The sequence below is a fragment of the Deinococcus aerolatus genome, assembly GCF_014647055.1.
GTDB classification, from domain to species: domain Bacteria; phylum Deinococcota; class Deinococci; order Deinococcales; family Deinococcaceae; genus Deinococcus; species Deinococcus aerolatus.
The window spans coordinates 470,582-486,137 of sequence record NZ_BMOL01000001.1 but is presented as its reverse complement, the minus strand read 5'-3'; the positions used below and the strand labels follow the sequence as shown (position 1 = coordinate 486,137).

The window sequence follows — 15,556 nt, the reverse complement described above, 5'->3', positions numbered from 1 at the left end:
GCGTGGCGTGCGGGTGAGGGCGCGTGATAGGCAGACGGGCCGCCTCGCCCGCCCCGGCACCTCAAGCCCTGGTCAAGCTCCCCGTAAGCCTCCGCACCTTCCCGCCCCCGAGCGCAGAGCAGCATGGGCGGATGCGCCTGCCTTCCCTCCTCCTGTCCGCGGTGCTGGCCGCCTGTGCCCCGGCCCCGCAGAGCGCCGGACCGGCTCCCGCCCCCGTGACCACGCCCAGCAACGCTGTGCTGTCGAGGGTTCCGGCTGTACGCGTGGTGCGGCCCAGCGTGGTGGTGCCCGGCACGCCGCCTGCCCTGAACGCCAGCATCACCGTGCGCTACGGTCCCGCCAGACCCAGGACCATCCTGCTGCTGATGCCGGGTTTCCTGGGCGGTGCCGGCAGTTTTGACCGGCTGGCGCGGCAGATCGTGGCGCTGGGGCCGGGCACGGCGGTCTGGACGGTGGACCGCCGCAGCAACCTGCTGGAACCCCAGGCCGAGATCGCGGCGGCGGGGCCGGCCCGGCTGGCGCAGATTGTCCGCGGCGGCCTGCCGCCCCACGCCAAGGCAAGCGTGTCGTACATGCGCGACTGGGGCCTGGACGTGACCCTGCGCGACTGGCGCGTGGCTGTTCAGGAGGCCCGCCGCCTGACGCCCGACGTGTTCATCGGCGGCCACTCAATGGGCGGCAGCCTGACCGGGCTGTATGCCGCCTACGATTTTGGCGACCTGTCCGGCGACAGCGCAGTGGCCAGCGGGGGACGCGGCGCAGATGACGTGCGCGGCCTGGTGATGCTGGACGGCGTGCCAGGCCTGCTGAGCAACCAGCCGCTCACCCCCCAGAACTACGCGGACGGCACCGGAGGCGTGCTGGGGCCGTTGACCGGCCTGAAGGGGCTGGCCGAAGACCCCTATGTGGACGCGGTGTATTTTGGCCCCACACTCGCCAGCCGCGCGGCCGCCCAGGCCCGGCTGGCCGCCACGCAGCCGGGCGCTCTGGCCCCGTCGGGCGGGCTGGTGGGATACCCGGCCACCAACCTCGCGGCGGCGATGGTGCAGCTTGAGCAGCGGTACGCCCTGCTACCCTTCCTGACCCTGAAAACCGGGCAGGCGACCAACGCGATAGAGGGAAACAACCTGATTGCCGCCGTGCTGGGCGGCAAGGAAAGTTATTGGGTGGCGGGACAGCAGGACCGCGGTCGGCCTGTCGGCTGGCAGACCGATCCCGCTGCCCCCACCGACCCGCAGGACTTTGTGAACCGCTTCTGGAACCCGCTGGGCGATTTCAGCGAGTGGTACTTTCCCAACCGGCTGTCGCTGGACCTCGCCGCCGTGCGTCAGGGCACCCGCGGCACCCCCTTTGAGAATGACCTGCGCGTGTGGCACAGGGCGTCCCTGCCCGCGCTGGGCATCGCGGCCGAGGACGGCGTGACGGATGCCGACGCGTACCGCAGGTACGCCGCGCTCACGGGGGCGCGCATGTCGGTGCGGACCCTGGGGGGGGCGGCACACCTCGACATCACTGCCGCCCGCAGCGCCCAGGTGGCCCGCTGGATCTTGGATTGGATGGGCGGCGTGAAGGCCGGAAAGTAGCGGATTACTCCGCTTCCGGTTTCTCCAGATACTTGTGTTCCAGGTAGCGACCATGCGCCTTCAGGGTTCGCCCCTTCTGGGCCTCCCGGTCCCGCACGACGGCGGCCATGCGGCCCTCGATCAGCCCCAGCTGGCGTTGCAGTTCGGTCTGGTTGGCGGGGGTGGGCGGCACCGTGCGGTAGGTGGCCAGCAGTTCGGGCAGATCCTCGCGGGCCGCCTGCCGCACGTCGAAGGTGTCGCGGTCCAGCATGGCGTCGTCCGCCGAGGCGCGCAGGGCGTCACGGGTGGCGATCACGGCGGCGTGAAACGCCACCCGGCTGGCCGGGGGCAGCGCCCGCTCGTGGGTGCGCAGGGTGCCCAGCAGCCCAGCCTCGTCGGCCTGGAGGCTGGGCTGCTGGGCCGCCGCCTGCTGCGGCAGCACCTCCTCATCCGGCGCGTTCATCAGGCGCGTGGCGCGGACCGCCGTGCGGACCAGCCCCAGCAACCCCAGCAGCAGCGTGATGCCCAGCAGCCAGCCTGCCGGATCGAAGCCCAGCGCGAACAGCACGCCGAAGATCAGCAGTAGGGGGAAGACCACCAGCGCCCCCAGCACACCCTGCAGCGTCAGTTTGCCCAGCCCCATGCCGCGCCGCGCCAGCCGGGTGGCCTGACGGCGCAGACCATCGGAACCGTCTGGCATCAGCCACGGGTCATGGCCCAGTTCGCGCACGCTGCGCAGGCCACTGTGCCCCGGCCCCCGCTGGGGAGGCTGAATCAGGGAACGCACCACGCGCGAGCCGGTGCGGGCCACAGTCAGAATGGTGGTGACAGAGGGGGCCATACAGGTCAAGAATACGGCCCGAGGCTGAGGAAAGTTCCCGCGCCGCGCCGGTCTGCGTTCAGGGTTCGCTCAGCTTCTCCCGCACCTCGGCCACCCGCGCCGCGAGCGCCTGCCACGGCCCCAGCTGAAAGTGGGTGTGCCCCAGCGGACTGGTGCTGGGCAGCACCCAGACCTCCGCGCCCTCCAGCGTGTCGGGCTGTGGCCCGTAAGGCAGCCGGCCGGTGGGCTTCCCCAGCGTCTCGGACGCGCCGCGCTTGCTGGTAAAGGCGATGATCTGCGGGCGGTACGTTCTGATCTTGTCGCGCAGTTCGTCGGGCCGCCACGCCTCGCCCGGCAGGGCCGCGTCCACGCCGCTGTGCCGTTTCGCCACGTCCGTCAGGCCGATGCCGTACGCTAGCACCTGTGGGTACTCCTGCGGCGACAGTTGCCGGGGGGTCAGCCCGGCCTCGTGCAGCGTGCGCCAGAACTTGTTGACCGGATTAGCGTAATACGCCCGCTTCGCCGCGCTGATACGGCTGGGCGCGGTGCCCACGAGAACCAGCGCCAGACCCGGTTGCAGCACATCAGGCACCAGATGGCCCTCAGCTGCGGGCGTGTGGGTGCTGGGCATGGGCCTTCCTTCGGTCAGTCATCGTCGTAGCGCTGTTCCTTGAACGGGTCGCCGCGCATGTGGTAGCCGTTCTTCTCCCAGAACCCCGGCTGATCGGCAGCCATGAATTCCAGCCCGGTCAGCCACTTGGCGCTTTTCCAGAAATACAGATGTGGCACCACCAGACGCAGCGGACCACCGTGCTCGGCCGTCAGCGGTTCGCCGCCAAAGGTGTGTGCCAGCAGGTTGTCCGGACGGGTGAAATCCTCCAGCGAGAGGTTGGTGGTGTAGCCCCCGACGCTGTGCTGCATGACATGGGTGGCCGCCGGGTCCAGGTCGATGTGTGCCATCAGGTCTGCGACGCGCACGCCGGTCCACTCGGTGTCCAGCTTGCTCCAGTGGGTCACGCAGTGAATGTCGTAGGTCAGGGTGGTCTGCGGCAGCGCCAGCAGATCGGCCCAGGTAAAGGTCTTCTCGCCGGCCAGCCCGCTGATGCGCACCACCACCTCGGAGGCGTTGTAGTTCTGCGCGGGGCCGTAGGTCAGCACCGGAAAGCGGGCGGTCAGGCTCTGGCCGGGGGGCACGCGCCCGCCCATGTCGTCCGCCGGTTTCTTGAAGAATTTGCCAAGCATGGCTGTATTTAAGCGCCTTGACCGCGCCGCCGACATGGGCCGCAATACGTTTTGGGCTTGAGGAAGGCTGAACAAAAAAGCTGTGGGGAAGGCGTATTCGCCTCCCCCACAGCCAGCCCAACCTTGCACTCAGTTCGGTTGAGACTTGCCCTCGGACAGTTCGCGCCGGTTGGCCCGCACGCTCGACCAGATGGAGGCTGCGATGAACGCCACCCCGATCAGGCCAGTGACCAGTTCGGGAATGTGGACGTTGCGGTTGGTGCTGGCCAGCATGATGACCGCCAGCGCCAGAATGCCGTAGTGCGCGCCGTGCTCCAGAAAACGGTACTGCGCCAGCGTGCCCTGGTGAACTAGGAACAGCGTCAGCGAGCGCACGAACACCGCGCCGATCGCCAGACCCGCCGAGATGATCACGATCTCCTTGGTCACGGCGAAGGCCCCGATCACGCCGTCCAGCGAGAACGAGGCGTCCAGCACTTCCAGGTACATGAAGGCCGTGAAGCCTGCAGCGCCTGCCTTGGCCGCCATGTCGTTGGGATCGAACAGACCGCCGATGGCGTTCATTGCCAGGTAGATCAGCAGGCCCACCATGCCCGCCACCAGCGCCGCGAACTGCTCTTCAGGCACCACGAAGAAGTGGGTGACGGCCAGCAGCACCACGCCGGCAATGATGGCCTGGATGGTGTCCAGCTTGCCCAGTCCGGCCAGACGGCGCTCGAAGCCCGCCAGCCAGTGCTCGTCCTTCTCAGGATTCATCAGGTAGTTCAGGGCCACCATCAGCAGGAAGGTCCCGCCGAAGGCGCTGATCACGACCTCGGCCTCTTCCAGATATTCGCCGTAACGGACCGAGTCGTTCAGGGCCAGGTTGGCCACCTCGCCGAAGCCCAGGCCCGCCGTGATGGCGACAATGGCGATGGGGAAGACCAGCCGCATACCCACCACGGCAATCAGGATGCCCCAGATCAGGAAGCGGCGCTGCCACTTCTCGGTCATGTTCTTCAGCACCGAGGCGTTCACCACGGCGTTGTCGAAGCTCAGCGACACTTCCATGATGCCCAGCACCACAGCGATCACCAGGAAATTCAGCGCCACGGCCAGCCCGCCGGTGTTGAAGCCGTACCAGAACGTCAGAATCAGGGCAATAATGGTAACCCCGAAGGCGAAGCCAAACTCTCTTTGAATCACTACTGTTCTCCTTGCTGGCTGTCCGCTCTGCGGTGGACAGGCCAACGGTTCCATTATGTGGCGTGCTGCCACCAAACAGGCACCCGGTCTTGTCAACGGGTGCCTGTTGCAGGACGCTCAGTCTAAACGTTCACGCCGTAATTGCGGGCCAGCGGCCCCAGACCGCCGGTGTAGCCCTGACCCACCGCACGGAACTTCCACTCGCCGCTGTGGCGGTAGATCTCGCCGAAGATCACGGCGGTCTCGGTGCTGAAATCCTCGCCCAGATCAAAGCGGGTCAGTTCCTGGCCATTGTCCTCGTTGACCACGCGAATAAACGCGCCGCCCACCTGCCCGAAGTTCTGGCGCCGGGCCTCGGCCTCGTCGATGGTCACGCTCACGGCGATCTTGTCGATCTCGGCCGGCACCTGCGTCAGGTTGATCTTGATGGCCTCGTCGTCACCGTCACCGTCACCGGTGCGGTTGTCGCCGGTATGCTCCACGCTGCCGTCCGTGCTGCGAAGCTGGTTATAGAAGATGAAATCATGATCGCCGCGCACCTTGCCGCCTGCATTGAGCAGGAACGCGCAGGCGTCCAGATCGAAGGCCTGTCCGTCGGTGGGGCGCGGGTCCCAGCCCAGGCCCACGATGATGCGCTGCAGGTTGGCGTCCTGCTTGCTCAGGGATATGTTGCCGCCTTTTTTCAGTGAAAGTGCCATGTTGTTCCGTCCTTCTGGGTAACTCAGCCGCCGGTCTTGCGGCTGGTGGTCCGGGGTGAATACGGGAGGAAAGCAGGAGAGGTTCCCGGTGGGTTTATCGTGGGAGCCGTCTCGGCGACCCGTCTACAGGTAGGCCTTGATGTCCGGCAGGTTGTCCTGGTAGGTGCGCCCGCGTGAAGGCGAGCCGATGGCGGTCATGGTCCAGTCGCCGCCCTGGCGCTTGAGGCTGGCCAGGATCATTGCGCTGTGCTGACCGCCCGCCGACAGGTCGTAGCGGGCGATCTCGGCCTCGCCCTGGGTGTTGACCAGACGGCAGTAGGCGTTCTCAATCTGACCGAAGTCCTGCCCGGTAAAATTGTTGACGGTAAAGACCACCGTGTTGACGTTGGCCGGCAGGCGCGTCAGGTCCACCGTGATGGTCTCGTCGTCGCCGTCGCCTGCGCCGGTGCGGTTATCGCCGCTGTGCTTGACCGAACCGTCCTTGCTCTGAAGCTGCCGGAACCACACCACGTCCAGCAGCGTGCCGCCCGCGTCGAACATCAGCGCGTTGGCGTCCAGGTCGACCGAGGCCTGCCCGCCGCCGAAGCCGAAAAAGCCCTTCTTCTTCACGGCGTCCCAGCCCAGACCCATACGAACGGTGCTGAGGCTGGGGCCAGCTTCCTTGGCGAGGCTGATCTGCTGTCCTTTCTTGAGCGAAATGGGCATCTGGTGTTTCTCCTTTGGGTTGAGAGGATGGGATAAGGATGGTCTGAAAGTCTAGAGCGGAATGCGGTGGGCCGTCGTCGGCTGGTGTTGTGGTGGGGCGTGGCGTACCCCCGGACACTCAGCCCCGCAGGATGCCCGCCGCCCGCGCGTCCCGCTGCCAGCTGTCCAGTTCATTCAGCAGCAGCTCGAACAGCTCGGCGTCGGCAATCCTGATGGGGGCGGGCACCCGGAAGAAGTCGGCGTTGTCCACCACACGGCCCGGCAGGTCATCGAGTTTTTCGAGGAAGTCGAAGTTGACCCGGCCCTCCTCGATGCCCATGAACTTCCAGAAGATCGGTTCGTGGGCGGCGTCGGTCATCTGGCGGACCACCACAGCCGGGTTGCTGGTGCCACCGTCGGTAATAAACAGCACCAGACACGGCAGGTCATGGCCTTCTTTCGCGGCGTCCTCGCGCACCAGTTTCATGACCGGGCTGTAGTGGGTGCCGCCTTCCAGCTTGACTTTCAGGCGGTCCACAAAGCCCGACACGTTGTCCAGCGACAGCGTGCCGCTGCGGTGGGCCTTCACGCCAAACAGGTAGACTTCCACCTCGCCGTCGTCGTCCAGGCGGGCGGCCAGCGCCAGGGCACGCTCGGCCAGCGCCTGTACCGCGCCGCTGCGGTACTCGCGCGCCATGCTGCCGCTGATGTCCAGCACCAGCTTGACCCTGTAGCGGGCGTCGGCCAGTCCGCGCTTTTCCAGACTGACCGTGGCAGTTTTAATCAGGCTGACCAGCTGTGGCTGCTCGCGCTCGGCCTTTTCGAGCAGCACGCGCTGCCGCTCCTTGCGGAGGTTGACGGCGGCTGGAGGAGAGGGTGTGGGCGTCACAGCCTCCTCCACCTCACCGCCGAAGTGCCGCACCAGCGCGTCCAGTCCGCCGTTAAAGCCCTGCGCCACCGTCGCCAGCCGCCAGCCGTCCGCGTGGCGGTACAGCCGGACCAGCATAACGGCCTTCTCGGCCTTCAGGTGGGGTTTGACATCAAAACTTGCGTCCCCAACCTTGACCGACAGCGCCCCCGCCCCGGCAATCGGCAGGGTGTCATGCGTGGCAGTGAAGTAGATCTCGGTGAGGGCAGGGGGCAGGGCGGCGAGGTCCACGCCAAAACTGGTGTCCACGCCCTGCCGGACCAGTTCCAGCGCCCCTTCCGGGCTGCGCGGCTGGTTGAAGAACACCATGTAGCGGTCATCGGCCAGCCGGCCGCCCTGCAGGCCGAAGGCGGCAATGTCCGCACCGTCCAGCGTGCAGTGGATGTCCACGCTCAGGCGCTGGCCCACGCCCAGCGTGCTGAGCGGCACGCGCTGACCCGCCTGGAGAACGCCCGGCCCGGTCATCTACTTGCTGCCTGCCGACCAGCGGAAGCCGAAGCCGAAATGCTGATCGGCCTCCTGGTGGTCCTTGAAATACCGTTCTTCCTTGGTGATCTTGACCTCGCCGCCCACATTCTCGATGCTGGCAATGGCGCAAAACGTCCGGCGCATGTCGGGGTTGCTGAGCTGCACGGTGATCTCGTTGCCGCGTGGGTCTTTCAGGGTCAGGCGGCCGTTGACCTTGGTGAAATCGGAGGTGCCCTGGTAGATGAAGGCAAAGATCACGACGGTGTGAATCAGGTCCGGGCGCGAGATCACCAGATTCTCGCCGTCGCTGGACGCGCCGCTGCGATCGTCCTTGTCCAGCAGGATGAACGGTTCGAAGCGGTCGCTGCCAAAGCTGTTGCCCAGCGCCTGGATCACGCCCTTCTGGCCGTCTTGCATGACGAACATGCAGCCCAGGTCCAGATCGGCCCCGGCACGCAGGAAGCCGCCGCCCTTGTCCCAGTTCAGATTGACGCGGATGGGGTCCTTCTGACCGTCCTTGCGCAGCGAGATCTTGGCGCTCTGCCCCTGCTTGTCCAGCGTGATCTTGCCCAGGTTGATGGTCGGCGCGGGCGGCGTGGCTGCGGGACGCGGCGCGGCGGGCGCCGGTGCGGGTGGCGGCGGGGCCGGAGGCCGGGCGGCGGGCGTGTCGGCCACCGTGCCGCCAAAGTGCCTGACCAGCGCGTCCAGACCGCCGTTGAAGCCCTGACCCACCGCGCCGACCCGCCACACGTCCTTGAAGTACAGGTCCAGCAGCATAATCGCCTTCTGCTGCTGAAAGTCGCGCCCGGTCACGCGGTAGTTCATCAGGGGACTCCCGACGCTGCTCAGCGTGACCTCAGCGTGGTCGATGGCATTGAAGGCCCCGCTGTCTACCGTTGCCGCCAGACTCAGGCGGCGAACAGACGCAGGCAGGCGCGACAGGTCCACCTGAAAGACCTTCTCATTGCGCGCGCCGCTTGTCATCTCTATCGCCCCTTCCGGGCTGCGCGGCTGGTTGAAGAAGATCATGTAGCGGTCGTCGCTCAGCTGGCCCGCCGCGTCCAGGCCGAACAGAATCAGGTCGTACTCGGAAGCGGGACCGGTCACCTGCACGGTTAAGGTCAGATTGGTCTGGGAGGTCAGGGTACTCAGTTGGGTTTTCTGTCCGGTCTGAAAGGTCTGCATGGTCTCCTTGAGGGCGTTTCTGGGAGAGAGACGGGTGTGGAAAAAGGGGAGGCTGGAAACGGCGTTCCCAGGCTCCCCAAGGGGTTCAGTGCAGTGCCCTCTACAAGAGCGACGCTGAAATCAGACGTTCACGCCGAAGTTACGGGCCAGCGGCGCCAGACCGCCCGCGTAGCCCTGACCCACGGCGCGGAACTTCCAGTCGCTGCCGTTGCGGTAGATCTCGCCGAAGATCACGGCGGTCTCGGTGCTGTAATCCTCGCTCAGGTCGTAGCGGGCAATTTCCGCGCCGCCGTCCTTGTTCAGCACGCGGATAAATGCGCCGCCCACCTGACCGAAGCTCTGCCCACGGGTGTCGGCCTCGTCGATGGTCACGGCAATGGCCACCTTGTCAATGTCGGCGGGCACCTTGCTCAGGTCGATGTCGATGGTCTCGTCGTCGCCCTCGCCCTCGCCGGTGCGGTTGTCGCCGTTATGCACCACGCTGCCGTCGGAGGATACCTTGTTGTTGTAGAAGATGAAGTCGCCGTCGGCGCGCACCTTGCCGTCGGCCTTGAGGGTAAAGGCGCTGGCGTCCAGGTCAAATTCCTTGCCGTCGGTCGCGCGGGGGTCCCAGCCCAGCCCCACGGTGATGGCGTTGAGGCCAGGGGCCTCCTTACTCAGGGAAACGTTGCCGCCTTTTTTCAGTGATACTGCCATGTTGGTGCCTCCTGTAAATAGAGAGTGTGGTGTTCGGGCACTGCCGGAAGGTCCAGCATGTGATGGGCAGGGCGGGGCTGTCAAGCCGGGATGTCCTGCCCCCGCGCCCCGCAGGTTTCAGACCCCGAATTCCGCCGGATCGAGCCGGAGGGTCTGGGCCACTTCGCGCACGACGCCCATTTCCTTCTCGTCGAAGTCGCCGTCCGAATTGGCGATCACCACGGCGAGTTGTACCACCGCGCGGGCCTGATCGGGCTTGCCCGCCACCTTGCCGATAACCTGCATCAGCTCGATTTTGCCGAAGTCGAAATCGGCGGTGATCTTGTCGCAGTATCGGTCGTACTTGTCGCGCAGATCAGAGACATTGAACGTCTTGAGCCTGTCGCTGGTGGTGATGAACTGCGCGGTGCGGGTGCGTTCGTTCTGGTCGATCTTGCCGTCCGCCGCGCCGATCAGCGCACACGCGGCCATCGTGGCGTCCGCAAAGGCCGCGTTGTTGAAGCGCCCCCAGGTGTCCTGCGCTTCCTTGCCTGCCTGCGCGCCCATTGCCTTGAGCCGATCTAGAAAGCCCATACCGTGTTCCTCCTGAATGTGGAGCCGAGAAAAGCGAGAATCTGAGGCCAGAAATGTGCTGACCTTACGCCTGAACCTATCAGGACTGGGATTCAGACTTCTTGAAATTGCTCTCATAAAAGCCGTGAGTGACTGGATTGGGGCAGATGGGTGGTGGGCGCAGTCCGGCTCCATTTGCCCAGCGTGCGGCCCGGGTTGCGGCGCACGCCCAGCGCATACATCAGGGTATGGCTGCCGATTTTCAGCGCCGCCACACACGGGCCATCGCGCGTCAAGGCGTGTTTTCCGGTTATGCCCATCAGATGACTGATACGGATTCCGTCTGTTTCGTTAACAAACCGGGAGGGCGCCGGTTTGCCAACTCCACTCCCGGAACCTGTTCTACTCGTTCTCGCTTCGCTCGGATTTTCATCGTTTTGCAAACGATTCAATCGGAGCCCGTATGAAGAGGTACAGTGCCGGAAATTTGTAGAGATTGAGGGATGAAGATGTGGCGTAGGCCGGACGGCCTCGGCCTGACAGTTCGTGTGCAGTCCGGCGGGACTGGCCCCCAGTGAGCCGCGTCCCGGTTCTCCTCACGCAAATGCGGCATAGTGGGGGTGAACGCGGGCGGCCCAGGTGGCCCCCGCAGGTGCCTCTGCCCCAGGTGCCCGGACTGTCTGCCGACTCTCGGCGACGCGCAGTCTGACGCGGCCCTTCAGCTTCAACCGTTGACGTTTCTCCCCGCCGGCTTCCGGCGCGTCCCGCTGTGGACGCCAATTAGGACACCCATGACCCGAACCCGTACCCCTGAATCCCGCAACACAGACGCTCGCAACACCGAACGTCCCCGCCCCCAGCACGACCGTCAGGACGCGCCGCGCGCCGAAAGCGCTGCCCCCACCCGCCCCGCCGCTGCGGTGGTCGACTGGCATACCCTGCTGGGTGACCGCACGCCCACCCCCGTGCAGGCCGGTGCCATTCCCGCGCTGCTGTCCGGGCGCGACGTGATCACCACCGCCAGGACCGGCAGCGGCAAGACGCTGGCCTTCCTGATTCCTGCCGCCGCGCGCGGCATCGGCATGAACCCTGTGCGCGGCATTCGGCCCGAGGTGCTGGTGGTCACGCCCACCCGCGAGCTGGCCGTGCAGATCCGTGACGTGGCGCGCGAGCTGGGCATGACCGCCGGGCGCATCACCGGGGGCATCACGCCGGGACAGACCCGCAGCGAGGCCACCGGCAAGGGCCTGATCTCCGGCACGCCGGGCCGGCTCAAGGACCTGATCAGCCGCCGCGAACTGAACCTCTCGGGGCTGCGCTACGTGGTGCTGGACGAGGCCGACGAGCTGCTGTCGCTGGGCTTCCTCAAGGACGTGGGCGACATCCTGCGCTCGGCGCAGACCCAGGCCGGGCAGAAGATCCAGATCGCCATGGCCTCGGCCACCTTCCCCGCCGAGATTCGTGGCGTGGCCCAGCAGTTCATGGTCAACCCCGAACGCATCGACATCGCCCCGGCGGCCCGCGCCGAGAACACCAACCCCGATGACATCCTGGGCGGCGCGACCGGGGCCACGCACCTGCTGGTCCACACCACCCGCGACGACGTGCTGGACGTGGCCGCCGAGCAGACCCTTGAGGCGCTGCGGGCCCCGGGCGGCTGCGTGGTGATCTTCTCGCGCACCAAGTCGCTGGTCAAGCGCCGCGCCGAGCGCCTGGAAACCCTGCTGCCCGGCGAGATTGTCAGCCCACTGCAGGGCAACATGGACCAGAAGAAGCGCGAGCGCACCATGGCCCTGCTGCGCGAGGGCAAGTCCCGCGTGCTGGTGGCCACCGACATCGCCGGACGCGGCATCGATCTGCCGGAAGTGCGCCTCGTGATCCACATGGACGTGGCCCAGACTGCCGAGGACCACGTGCACCGTTCGGGCCGCACGGCGCGTGCGGGCCGGCCCGGCGTGAACCTGGTGCTGCTGATTCCCGAGCAGCGTGGGCTGTGGCAGACCGTGCGCCGGGGGCTGCCGCCCGCGCTGCACCCGCCGCTGACCACCCAGGAAGCCCAGGTCGACCGGGCCATTCAGGAAAAGCAGGGGCGCGGCTCCGGCAACGGCCTGATGCCCGGCGAGAGCGGCGGGCGCGGCAGAAGCCAGGGCGGACAGGGCAGGAGCACTCAGGGCCAGGGCGGCGGTCAGCCGCGCGGTCAGTCCCAGGCCCGTGGCCACGCGCCGCAGGGTGGACATGCCGACCGGGGCGGGCGCGGCGCCCAGTCGTCCGGTCAGCGCCGCTCGGAAACCGGCGGGGGCGCCCCTGCTGGAACGGGTGCGGGCCGCGTGGGGCCGCAGCGTGCGCGGGGCCGCGGCGGACGCGGGCGCAGCTAGGCTGACCCCCTGACCTGACAAAAGAAAAGAAGAGGAGGACGGGCGCAAATTCTGGCCCGTCCTCCCTTCTGTGTTTGTGGGTGCGGCGTCAGGGGGGTGCATCGATGGGCCGCAACTCGGCCACCAGTTCCCGCACCGCCCGCAGCATCAGCTCGCCCTCGATGGCCTGCACGCGGGCTTTCAGGGTCTCCAGCGTGTCGCCCGGACGCACAGGCACCTCCTGCTGCGCCAGCCGCGGCCCCTCGTCGATGCCGGAGGTGACCAGATGCACCGTCGCGCCGGACGCGCTGTCGCCGGCCTCCAGCACCGCCAGATGCACCCGGTCCCCGTACATGCCGCGCCCGCCGTGCCGGGGCAGCAGGCTGGGGTGGATGTTCAGCACGCGCCCCGCGAAGGCGTCCAGGACCTGCGGCCCCAGTTCACGCATGTAGCCGCTGAGGATCAGCAGGTCCGCCCCCACGTCCTGCAAGAAGTTGAGGATGGCGGCGTCCAGCGCCTCCGGGTCCGGGTACTTCGCGCCGCTCAGGTGGGCGGTGCGCAGGCCGGCATCCCGCGCCCAGGCCAGGGCAGGGGAGCGGCTGTTGTTGCTGATCAGGGCCACCGGCACGGCGTCCAGCTCTCCGGCACGGCACGCCCCGGTCAGGTGCCGCGCCGCGCTGCCGCCGTGCGAGGCGAGGAAGGCGAGGTTCACGGGCGCCCCACGCCGCGCTGCCCGCTTTCCCTCACTTGCCCAGTTCCTCCAGCAGGTAGGCACTGGTCAGAATGCCGTTGTGGTAGTCCTGCACGGCGAAGCTCTCGTTGGGGCTGTGGGGGGCGTCCTCGTTCAGGCCCATGTCCACGAACAGCACCGGGCTTTTCAGAATCTCGGCGAAGTAGGCCACGATGGGAATGCTGCCGCCGGTGCGGGCAAAGACGGCAGGCTTGCCGTACACGCGCTGCAGGGCGCGGTCTGCCGCCTTCACGTACTCGCTGGAGGTGTCGAACTTGATGGGCTGGCCGCCGTGCAGGGCCTTGACCTCCACCTTCACGCCCGCAGGGGCGATCTGCGGCACATAGTCCTGGATCAGCCGCGTGATGTTCTCCGGGTCCTGGCCGGGTACGAGGCGCATCGACACCTTGGCCCCGGCCTTGGCGGCGATCACAGTCTTGCTGCCCTCGCCCTGGTAGCCGCCCCAGATGCCGTTCACGTCCAGCGTCGGGCGCCCCCACAGGCGTTCCAGCACGCTGTAGCCCTGCTCGCCGGGCAGCGCGGACACGCCGATGCTTCCCGCGAACTCGTCGTCATTCTGAGGCAGGCTGGCCCACATCTCCCGCTCCTCGTCGGTCAGCGGGTCAATGCCGTCATAGAAGCCGGGAATGGTGACGCGGCCCTGCTCGTCCTTGAGGCTGGCGATGATCTCGCACAGGGCATTGATCGGGTTGGGCGCGGCCCCGCCGTAAGACCCGCTGTGCAGGTCACGGTTGGCCCCCTGAACGTGAATCTCCACGTAGCTCAGGCCGCGCACGCCGTAGGTGATGGTGGGCACGTCAGCGGCGAAGCGGCTGCCGTCGCTGATGACGATCACGTCGCTGCTCAGCTCGTCCGCGTGGGCTTTCAGGTACGGGACGATGCTGGGGCTGCCGATCTCTTCCTCGCCCTCGATGAAGAACTTGACGTTGATCGGCAGCTCGCCCTGCGACAGCAGCAATTCCACGCCGCGAATGTGGGCGTAGGCCTGCCCCTTGTCGTCGGTGGCGCCGCGCGCGTAGATGCGCCCGCCCCGCACGGTGGGTTCAAAGGGCGGCGTGAGCCACTCCTCCAGCGGGGCCTCGGGCTGCACGTCGTAGTGGCCGTACAGCAGCACGGTGGGCTTGCCGGGGGCCTTGAGGTGTTCGGCGTACACGGCAGGGTGCCCGCCTGTCTCGTCCACCCGCGCCGTGAAGCCCAGCGAGGCCAGCTTGGCGCGCAGGAATTCGGCGGCCTTTGTCATGTCGGCCCGGTGCGCGGGATCGGCGCTGACGCTGGGAATCCGCAGCAGCTCAAACAGTTCGGCGTTGGCGTCGTCGCGCTTCAGGGCGGCACTCAGGTCAGATGTGGTCATGGGGCCGATGATAGAGGCTGCGGGGCGGCCACGTCGCCGGGGTATGGGGGCGTCTTCGGTCACCGCTGTCCGGTCCCAGCTGCGCCCTACCCCCCCGGCACTCCCCCCATTCTCATCAAGGTTGCCTGCTCTATACTCAGCCTAGCTTATGGCCTCGGACTCTAAACATCGCCCGGTCTACGTGATCTCGGTGGCGGCGGAACTGGTGGATATGCACCCGCAAACCCTGCGCCTGTACGAGCGCAAGGGCTTGATCCGTCCCGGGCGCAGCAGCGGCAAGACCCGGCTGTACTCCGAGCGCGACATCGAGCACCTGCGCGAGATCCGGCGGCTGACCCAGGAACTGGGCGTCAATCTGGCCGGCGTCGAGGAGGTGATGCGCCTCCAGCACGAACTCGATGACCTTCAGGGCGAGTTCGAGGCCGAGATCACCCGCATTGAGGACGAGCTGCGCGACCGGGCCAGCTCCCGCGTCCTGCCCAGCAGCGAGGGCCGCACCGATCCCAAGGACCGCCCGGTCTACGTGATTTCCATCGCCGCCGAACTGGTGGACATGCACCCGCAGACCCTGCGCCTGTACGAGCGCAAGCAGCTGATCAGCCCGGGGCGCAGCAGCGGCAAGACCCGGCTGTACAGCGAGCGCGACATCGAACACCTGCGTGAGATCCGGCGGCTGACCCAGGAACTGGGCGTCAATCTGGCCGGCGTTGAGGAAATCATGCGCCTGCGCCATGAGCTGGACGGGGCGCGGTCCAACCTGGAGGGCAACGTGCGCCGCATCCAGGACGACCTGAGCGAGCGCATGACCAAACTGCGGACGCTGCCCTCGCCCGTGAACGGGCCAGAGGGGGGAGGGGAGGCGGTGGAGCGGGACTAGGTACAACGCATTTGTTGTTTGAATAAACCGAGCGGACTTGCCTGCGCGGCAAAGCATGCAGCGACAAAGGGCGTTGAACCGGAAGCCAGCAGTGTGGGGTTCGGGGTACTGAACTCCCCGCCCGCCCGCCGACCGTAAGTGGAACGGGCCGGGGCGCCGCAGACAGTACACTCTTGGATGTGTTCAGCGGTCCTGCCCACCGG

At 67.1% G+C, this 15,556-nt stretch carries 15 protein-coding genes; 3 read left to right on the top strand and 12 right to left on the bottom strand.

Translation table 11 applies throughout. The features are described from left to right. Nucleotides 1-131 precede the first annotated feature (131 nt). Entirely contained in the window at nucleotides 132-1,583 is a 1,452-nt protein-coding gene (locus tag IEY31_RS02315) for an alpha/beta fold hydrolase (RefSeq protein ID WP_229723258.1), read from the top strand. Between the two features lie 4 nt (nucleotides 1,584-1,587). On the opposite strand, the gene IEY31_RS02310 is transcribed toward IEY31_RS02315, so the two are convergent. The 10 genes from IEY31_RS02310 to IEY31_RS02265 form a co-directional block, all read right to left on the bottom strand. Further along, the gene (locus IEY31_RS02310; protein ID WP_188968568.1) at nucleotides 1,588-2,403 is read right to left on the bottom strand and encodes a hypothetical protein; all 816 of its coding nucleotides are present in this window, start codon (nucleotides 2,401-2,403) and stop codon (nucleotides 1,588-1,590) included. Nucleotides 2,404-2,461: 58 nt separating this feature from the next. Then, nucleotides 2,462-3,013: a mismatch-specific DNA-glycosylase gene (locus IEY31_RS02305; RefSeq protein WP_188968566.1), complete on the bottom strand. Its 552-nt coding sequence runs from the start codon at nucleotides 3,011-3,013 to the stop codon at nucleotides 2,462-2,464. Nucleotides 3,014-3,027: 14 nt separating this feature from the next. Continuing rightward, nucleotides 3,028-3,624 (bottom strand): sulfite oxidase-like oxidoreductase, encoded by a 597-nt coding sequence (locus IEY31_RS02300; RefSeq protein ID WP_188968564.1) that lies wholly within the window; start codon nucleotides 3,622-3,624, stop codon nucleotides 3,028-3,030. 129 nt (nucleotides 3,625-3,753) lie between these two features. Next, the gene (locus IEY31_RS02295) at nucleotides 3,754-4,809 is read right to left on the bottom strand and encodes a DUF475 domain-containing protein (RefSeq protein ID WP_229723257.1); all 1,056 of its coding nucleotides are present in this window, start codon (nucleotides 4,807-4,809) and stop codon (nucleotides 3,754-3,756) included. 122 nt (nucleotides 4,810-4,931) lie between these two features. After that, nucleotides 4,932-5,507: a TerD family protein gene (locus IEY31_RS02290; RefSeq protein ID WP_188968560.1), complete on the bottom strand. Its 576-nt coding sequence runs from the start codon at nucleotides 5,505-5,507 to the stop codon at nucleotides 4,932-4,934. A 123-nt stretch (nucleotides 5,508-5,630) separates the two neighbouring features. Further along, nucleotides 5,631-6,212, bottom strand: a complete 582-nt coding sequence (locus IEY31_RS02285; protein WP_188968558.1) for a TerD family protein — start codon at nucleotides 6,210-6,212, stop codon at nucleotides 5,631-5,633. A 118-nt stretch (nucleotides 6,213-6,330) separates the two neighbouring features. Next, nucleotides 6,331-7,584, bottom strand: a complete 1,254-nt coding sequence (locus IEY31_RS02280) for a VWA domain-containing protein (protein WP_188968556.1) — start codon at nucleotides 7,582-7,584, stop codon at nucleotides 6,331-6,333. Beyond that, nucleotides 7,585-8,772 carry a TerD family protein gene (locus IEY31_RS02275; RefSeq protein ID WP_188968553.1) on the bottom strand — a complete coding sequence of 396 codons (1,188 nt, stop codon included), beginning with the start codon at nucleotides 8,770-8,772 and terminating at the stop codon, nucleotides 7,585-7,587. It lies immediately after the preceding gene. A 120-nt stretch (nucleotides 8,773-8,892) separates the two neighbouring features. Then, nucleotides 8,893-9,468 carry a TerD family protein gene (locus IEY31_RS02270; RefSeq protein WP_188968550.1) on the bottom strand — a complete coding sequence of 192 codons (576 nt, stop codon included), beginning with the start codon at nucleotides 9,466-9,468 and terminating at the stop codon, nucleotides 8,893-8,895. Between the two features lie 117 nt (nucleotides 9,469-9,585). After that, nucleotides 9,586-10,041, bottom strand: coding sequence for a tellurite resistance TerB family protein (locus IEY31_RS02265; protein ID WP_188968548.1), 456 nt, complete (start codon nucleotides 10,039-10,041; stop codon nucleotides 9,586-9,588). 770 nt (nucleotides 10,042-10,811) lie between these two features. Here IEY31_RS02265 and IEY31_RS02260 point away from each other — a divergent pair. Continuing rightward, nucleotides 10,812-12,395 (top strand): DEAD/DEAH box helicase, encoded by a 1,584-nt coding sequence (locus tag IEY31_RS02260; RefSeq protein WP_188968546.1) that lies wholly within the window; start codon nucleotides 10,812-10,814, stop codon nucleotides 12,393-12,395. A gap of 88 nt (nucleotides 12,396-12,483) precedes the next feature. Here IEY31_RS02260 and purN read toward each other — a convergent pair whose 3' ends face one another. Then, nucleotides 12,484-13,086 (bottom strand): phosphoribosylglycinamide formyltransferase, encoded by a 603-nt coding sequence (purN, locus tag IEY31_RS02255; RefSeq protein WP_188968544.1) that lies wholly within the window; start codon nucleotides 13,084-13,086, stop codon nucleotides 12,484-12,486. A gap of 31 nt (nucleotides 13,087-13,117) precedes the next feature. Beyond that, nucleotides 13,118-14,476 carry a dipeptidase gene (locus IEY31_RS02250; RefSeq protein ID WP_188968542.1) on the bottom strand — a complete coding sequence of 453 codons (1,359 nt, stop codon included), beginning with the start codon at nucleotides 14,474-14,476 and terminating at the stop codon, nucleotides 13,118-13,120. 148 nt (nucleotides 14,477-14,624) lie between these two features. On the opposite strand from IEY31_RS02250, the gene hspR reads away from it, so the two are divergent. After that, entirely contained in the window at nucleotides 14,625-15,353 is a 729-nt protein-coding gene (hspR, locus tag IEY31_RS02245) for a heat shock protein transcriptional repressor HspR, fused homodimer type (RefSeq protein ID WP_188968540.1), read from the top strand. Nucleotides 15,354-15,556: the final 203 nt, after the last annotated feature.

Excerpts from the sequence above, each read along its gene's own strand:
- IEY31_RS02300 (WP_188968564.1), bottom strand. The coding sequence starts at position 3,624 with ATGCTTGGCAAATTCTTCAAGAAACCGGCGGACGACATGGGCGGGCGC.
- IEY31_RS02305 (WP_188968566.1), bottom strand. The coding sequence starts at position 3,013 with ATGCCCAGCACCCACACGCCCGCAGCTGAGGGCCATCTGGTGCCTGAT.
- IEY31_RS02280 (WP_188968556.1), bottom strand. The coding sequence starts at position 7,584 with ATGACCGGGCCGGGCGTTCTCCAGGCGGGTCAGCGCGTGCCGCTCAGC.
- IEY31_RS02250 (WP_188968542.1), bottom strand. The coding sequence starts at position 14,476 with ATGACCACATCTGACCTGAGTGCCGCCCTGAAGCGCGACGACGCCAAC.
- IEY31_RS02315 (WP_229723258.1), top strand. The coding sequence starts at position 132 with ATGCGCCTGCCTTCCCTCCTCCTGTCCGCGGTGCTGGCCGCCTGTGCC.
- IEY31_RS02285 (WP_188968558.1), bottom strand. The coding sequence starts at position 6,212 with ATGCCCATTTCGCTCAAGAAAGGACAGCAGATCAGCCTCGCCAAGGAA.
- IEY31_RS02270 (WP_188968550.1), bottom strand. The coding sequence starts at position 9,468 with ATGGCAGTATCACTGAAAAAAGGCGGCAACGTTTCCCTGAGTAAGGAG.
- IEY31_RS02275 (WP_188968553.1), bottom strand. The coding sequence starts at position 8,772 with ATGCAGACCTTTCAGACCGGACAGAAAACCCAACTGAGTACCCTGACC.
- IEY31_RS02260 (WP_188968546.1), top strand. The coding sequence starts at position 10,812 with ATGACCCGAACCCGTACCCCTGAATCCCGCAACACAGACGCTCGCAAC.
- hspR (WP_188968540.1), top strand. The coding sequence starts at position 14,625 with ATGGCCTCGGACTCTAAACATCGCCCGGTCTACGTGATCTCGGTGGCG.
- IEY31_RS02310 (WP_188968568.1), bottom strand. The coding sequence starts at position 2,403 with ATGGCCCCCTCTGTCACCACCATTCTGACTGTGGCCCGCACCGGCTCG.
- IEY31_RS02265 (WP_188968548.1), bottom strand. The coding sequence starts at position 10,041 with ATGGGCTTTCTAGATCGGCTCAAGGCAATGGGCGCGCAGGCAGGCAAG.
- IEY31_RS02290 (WP_188968560.1), bottom strand. The coding sequence starts at position 5,507 with ATGGCACTTTCACTGAAAAAAGGCGGCAACATATCCCTGAGCAAGCAG.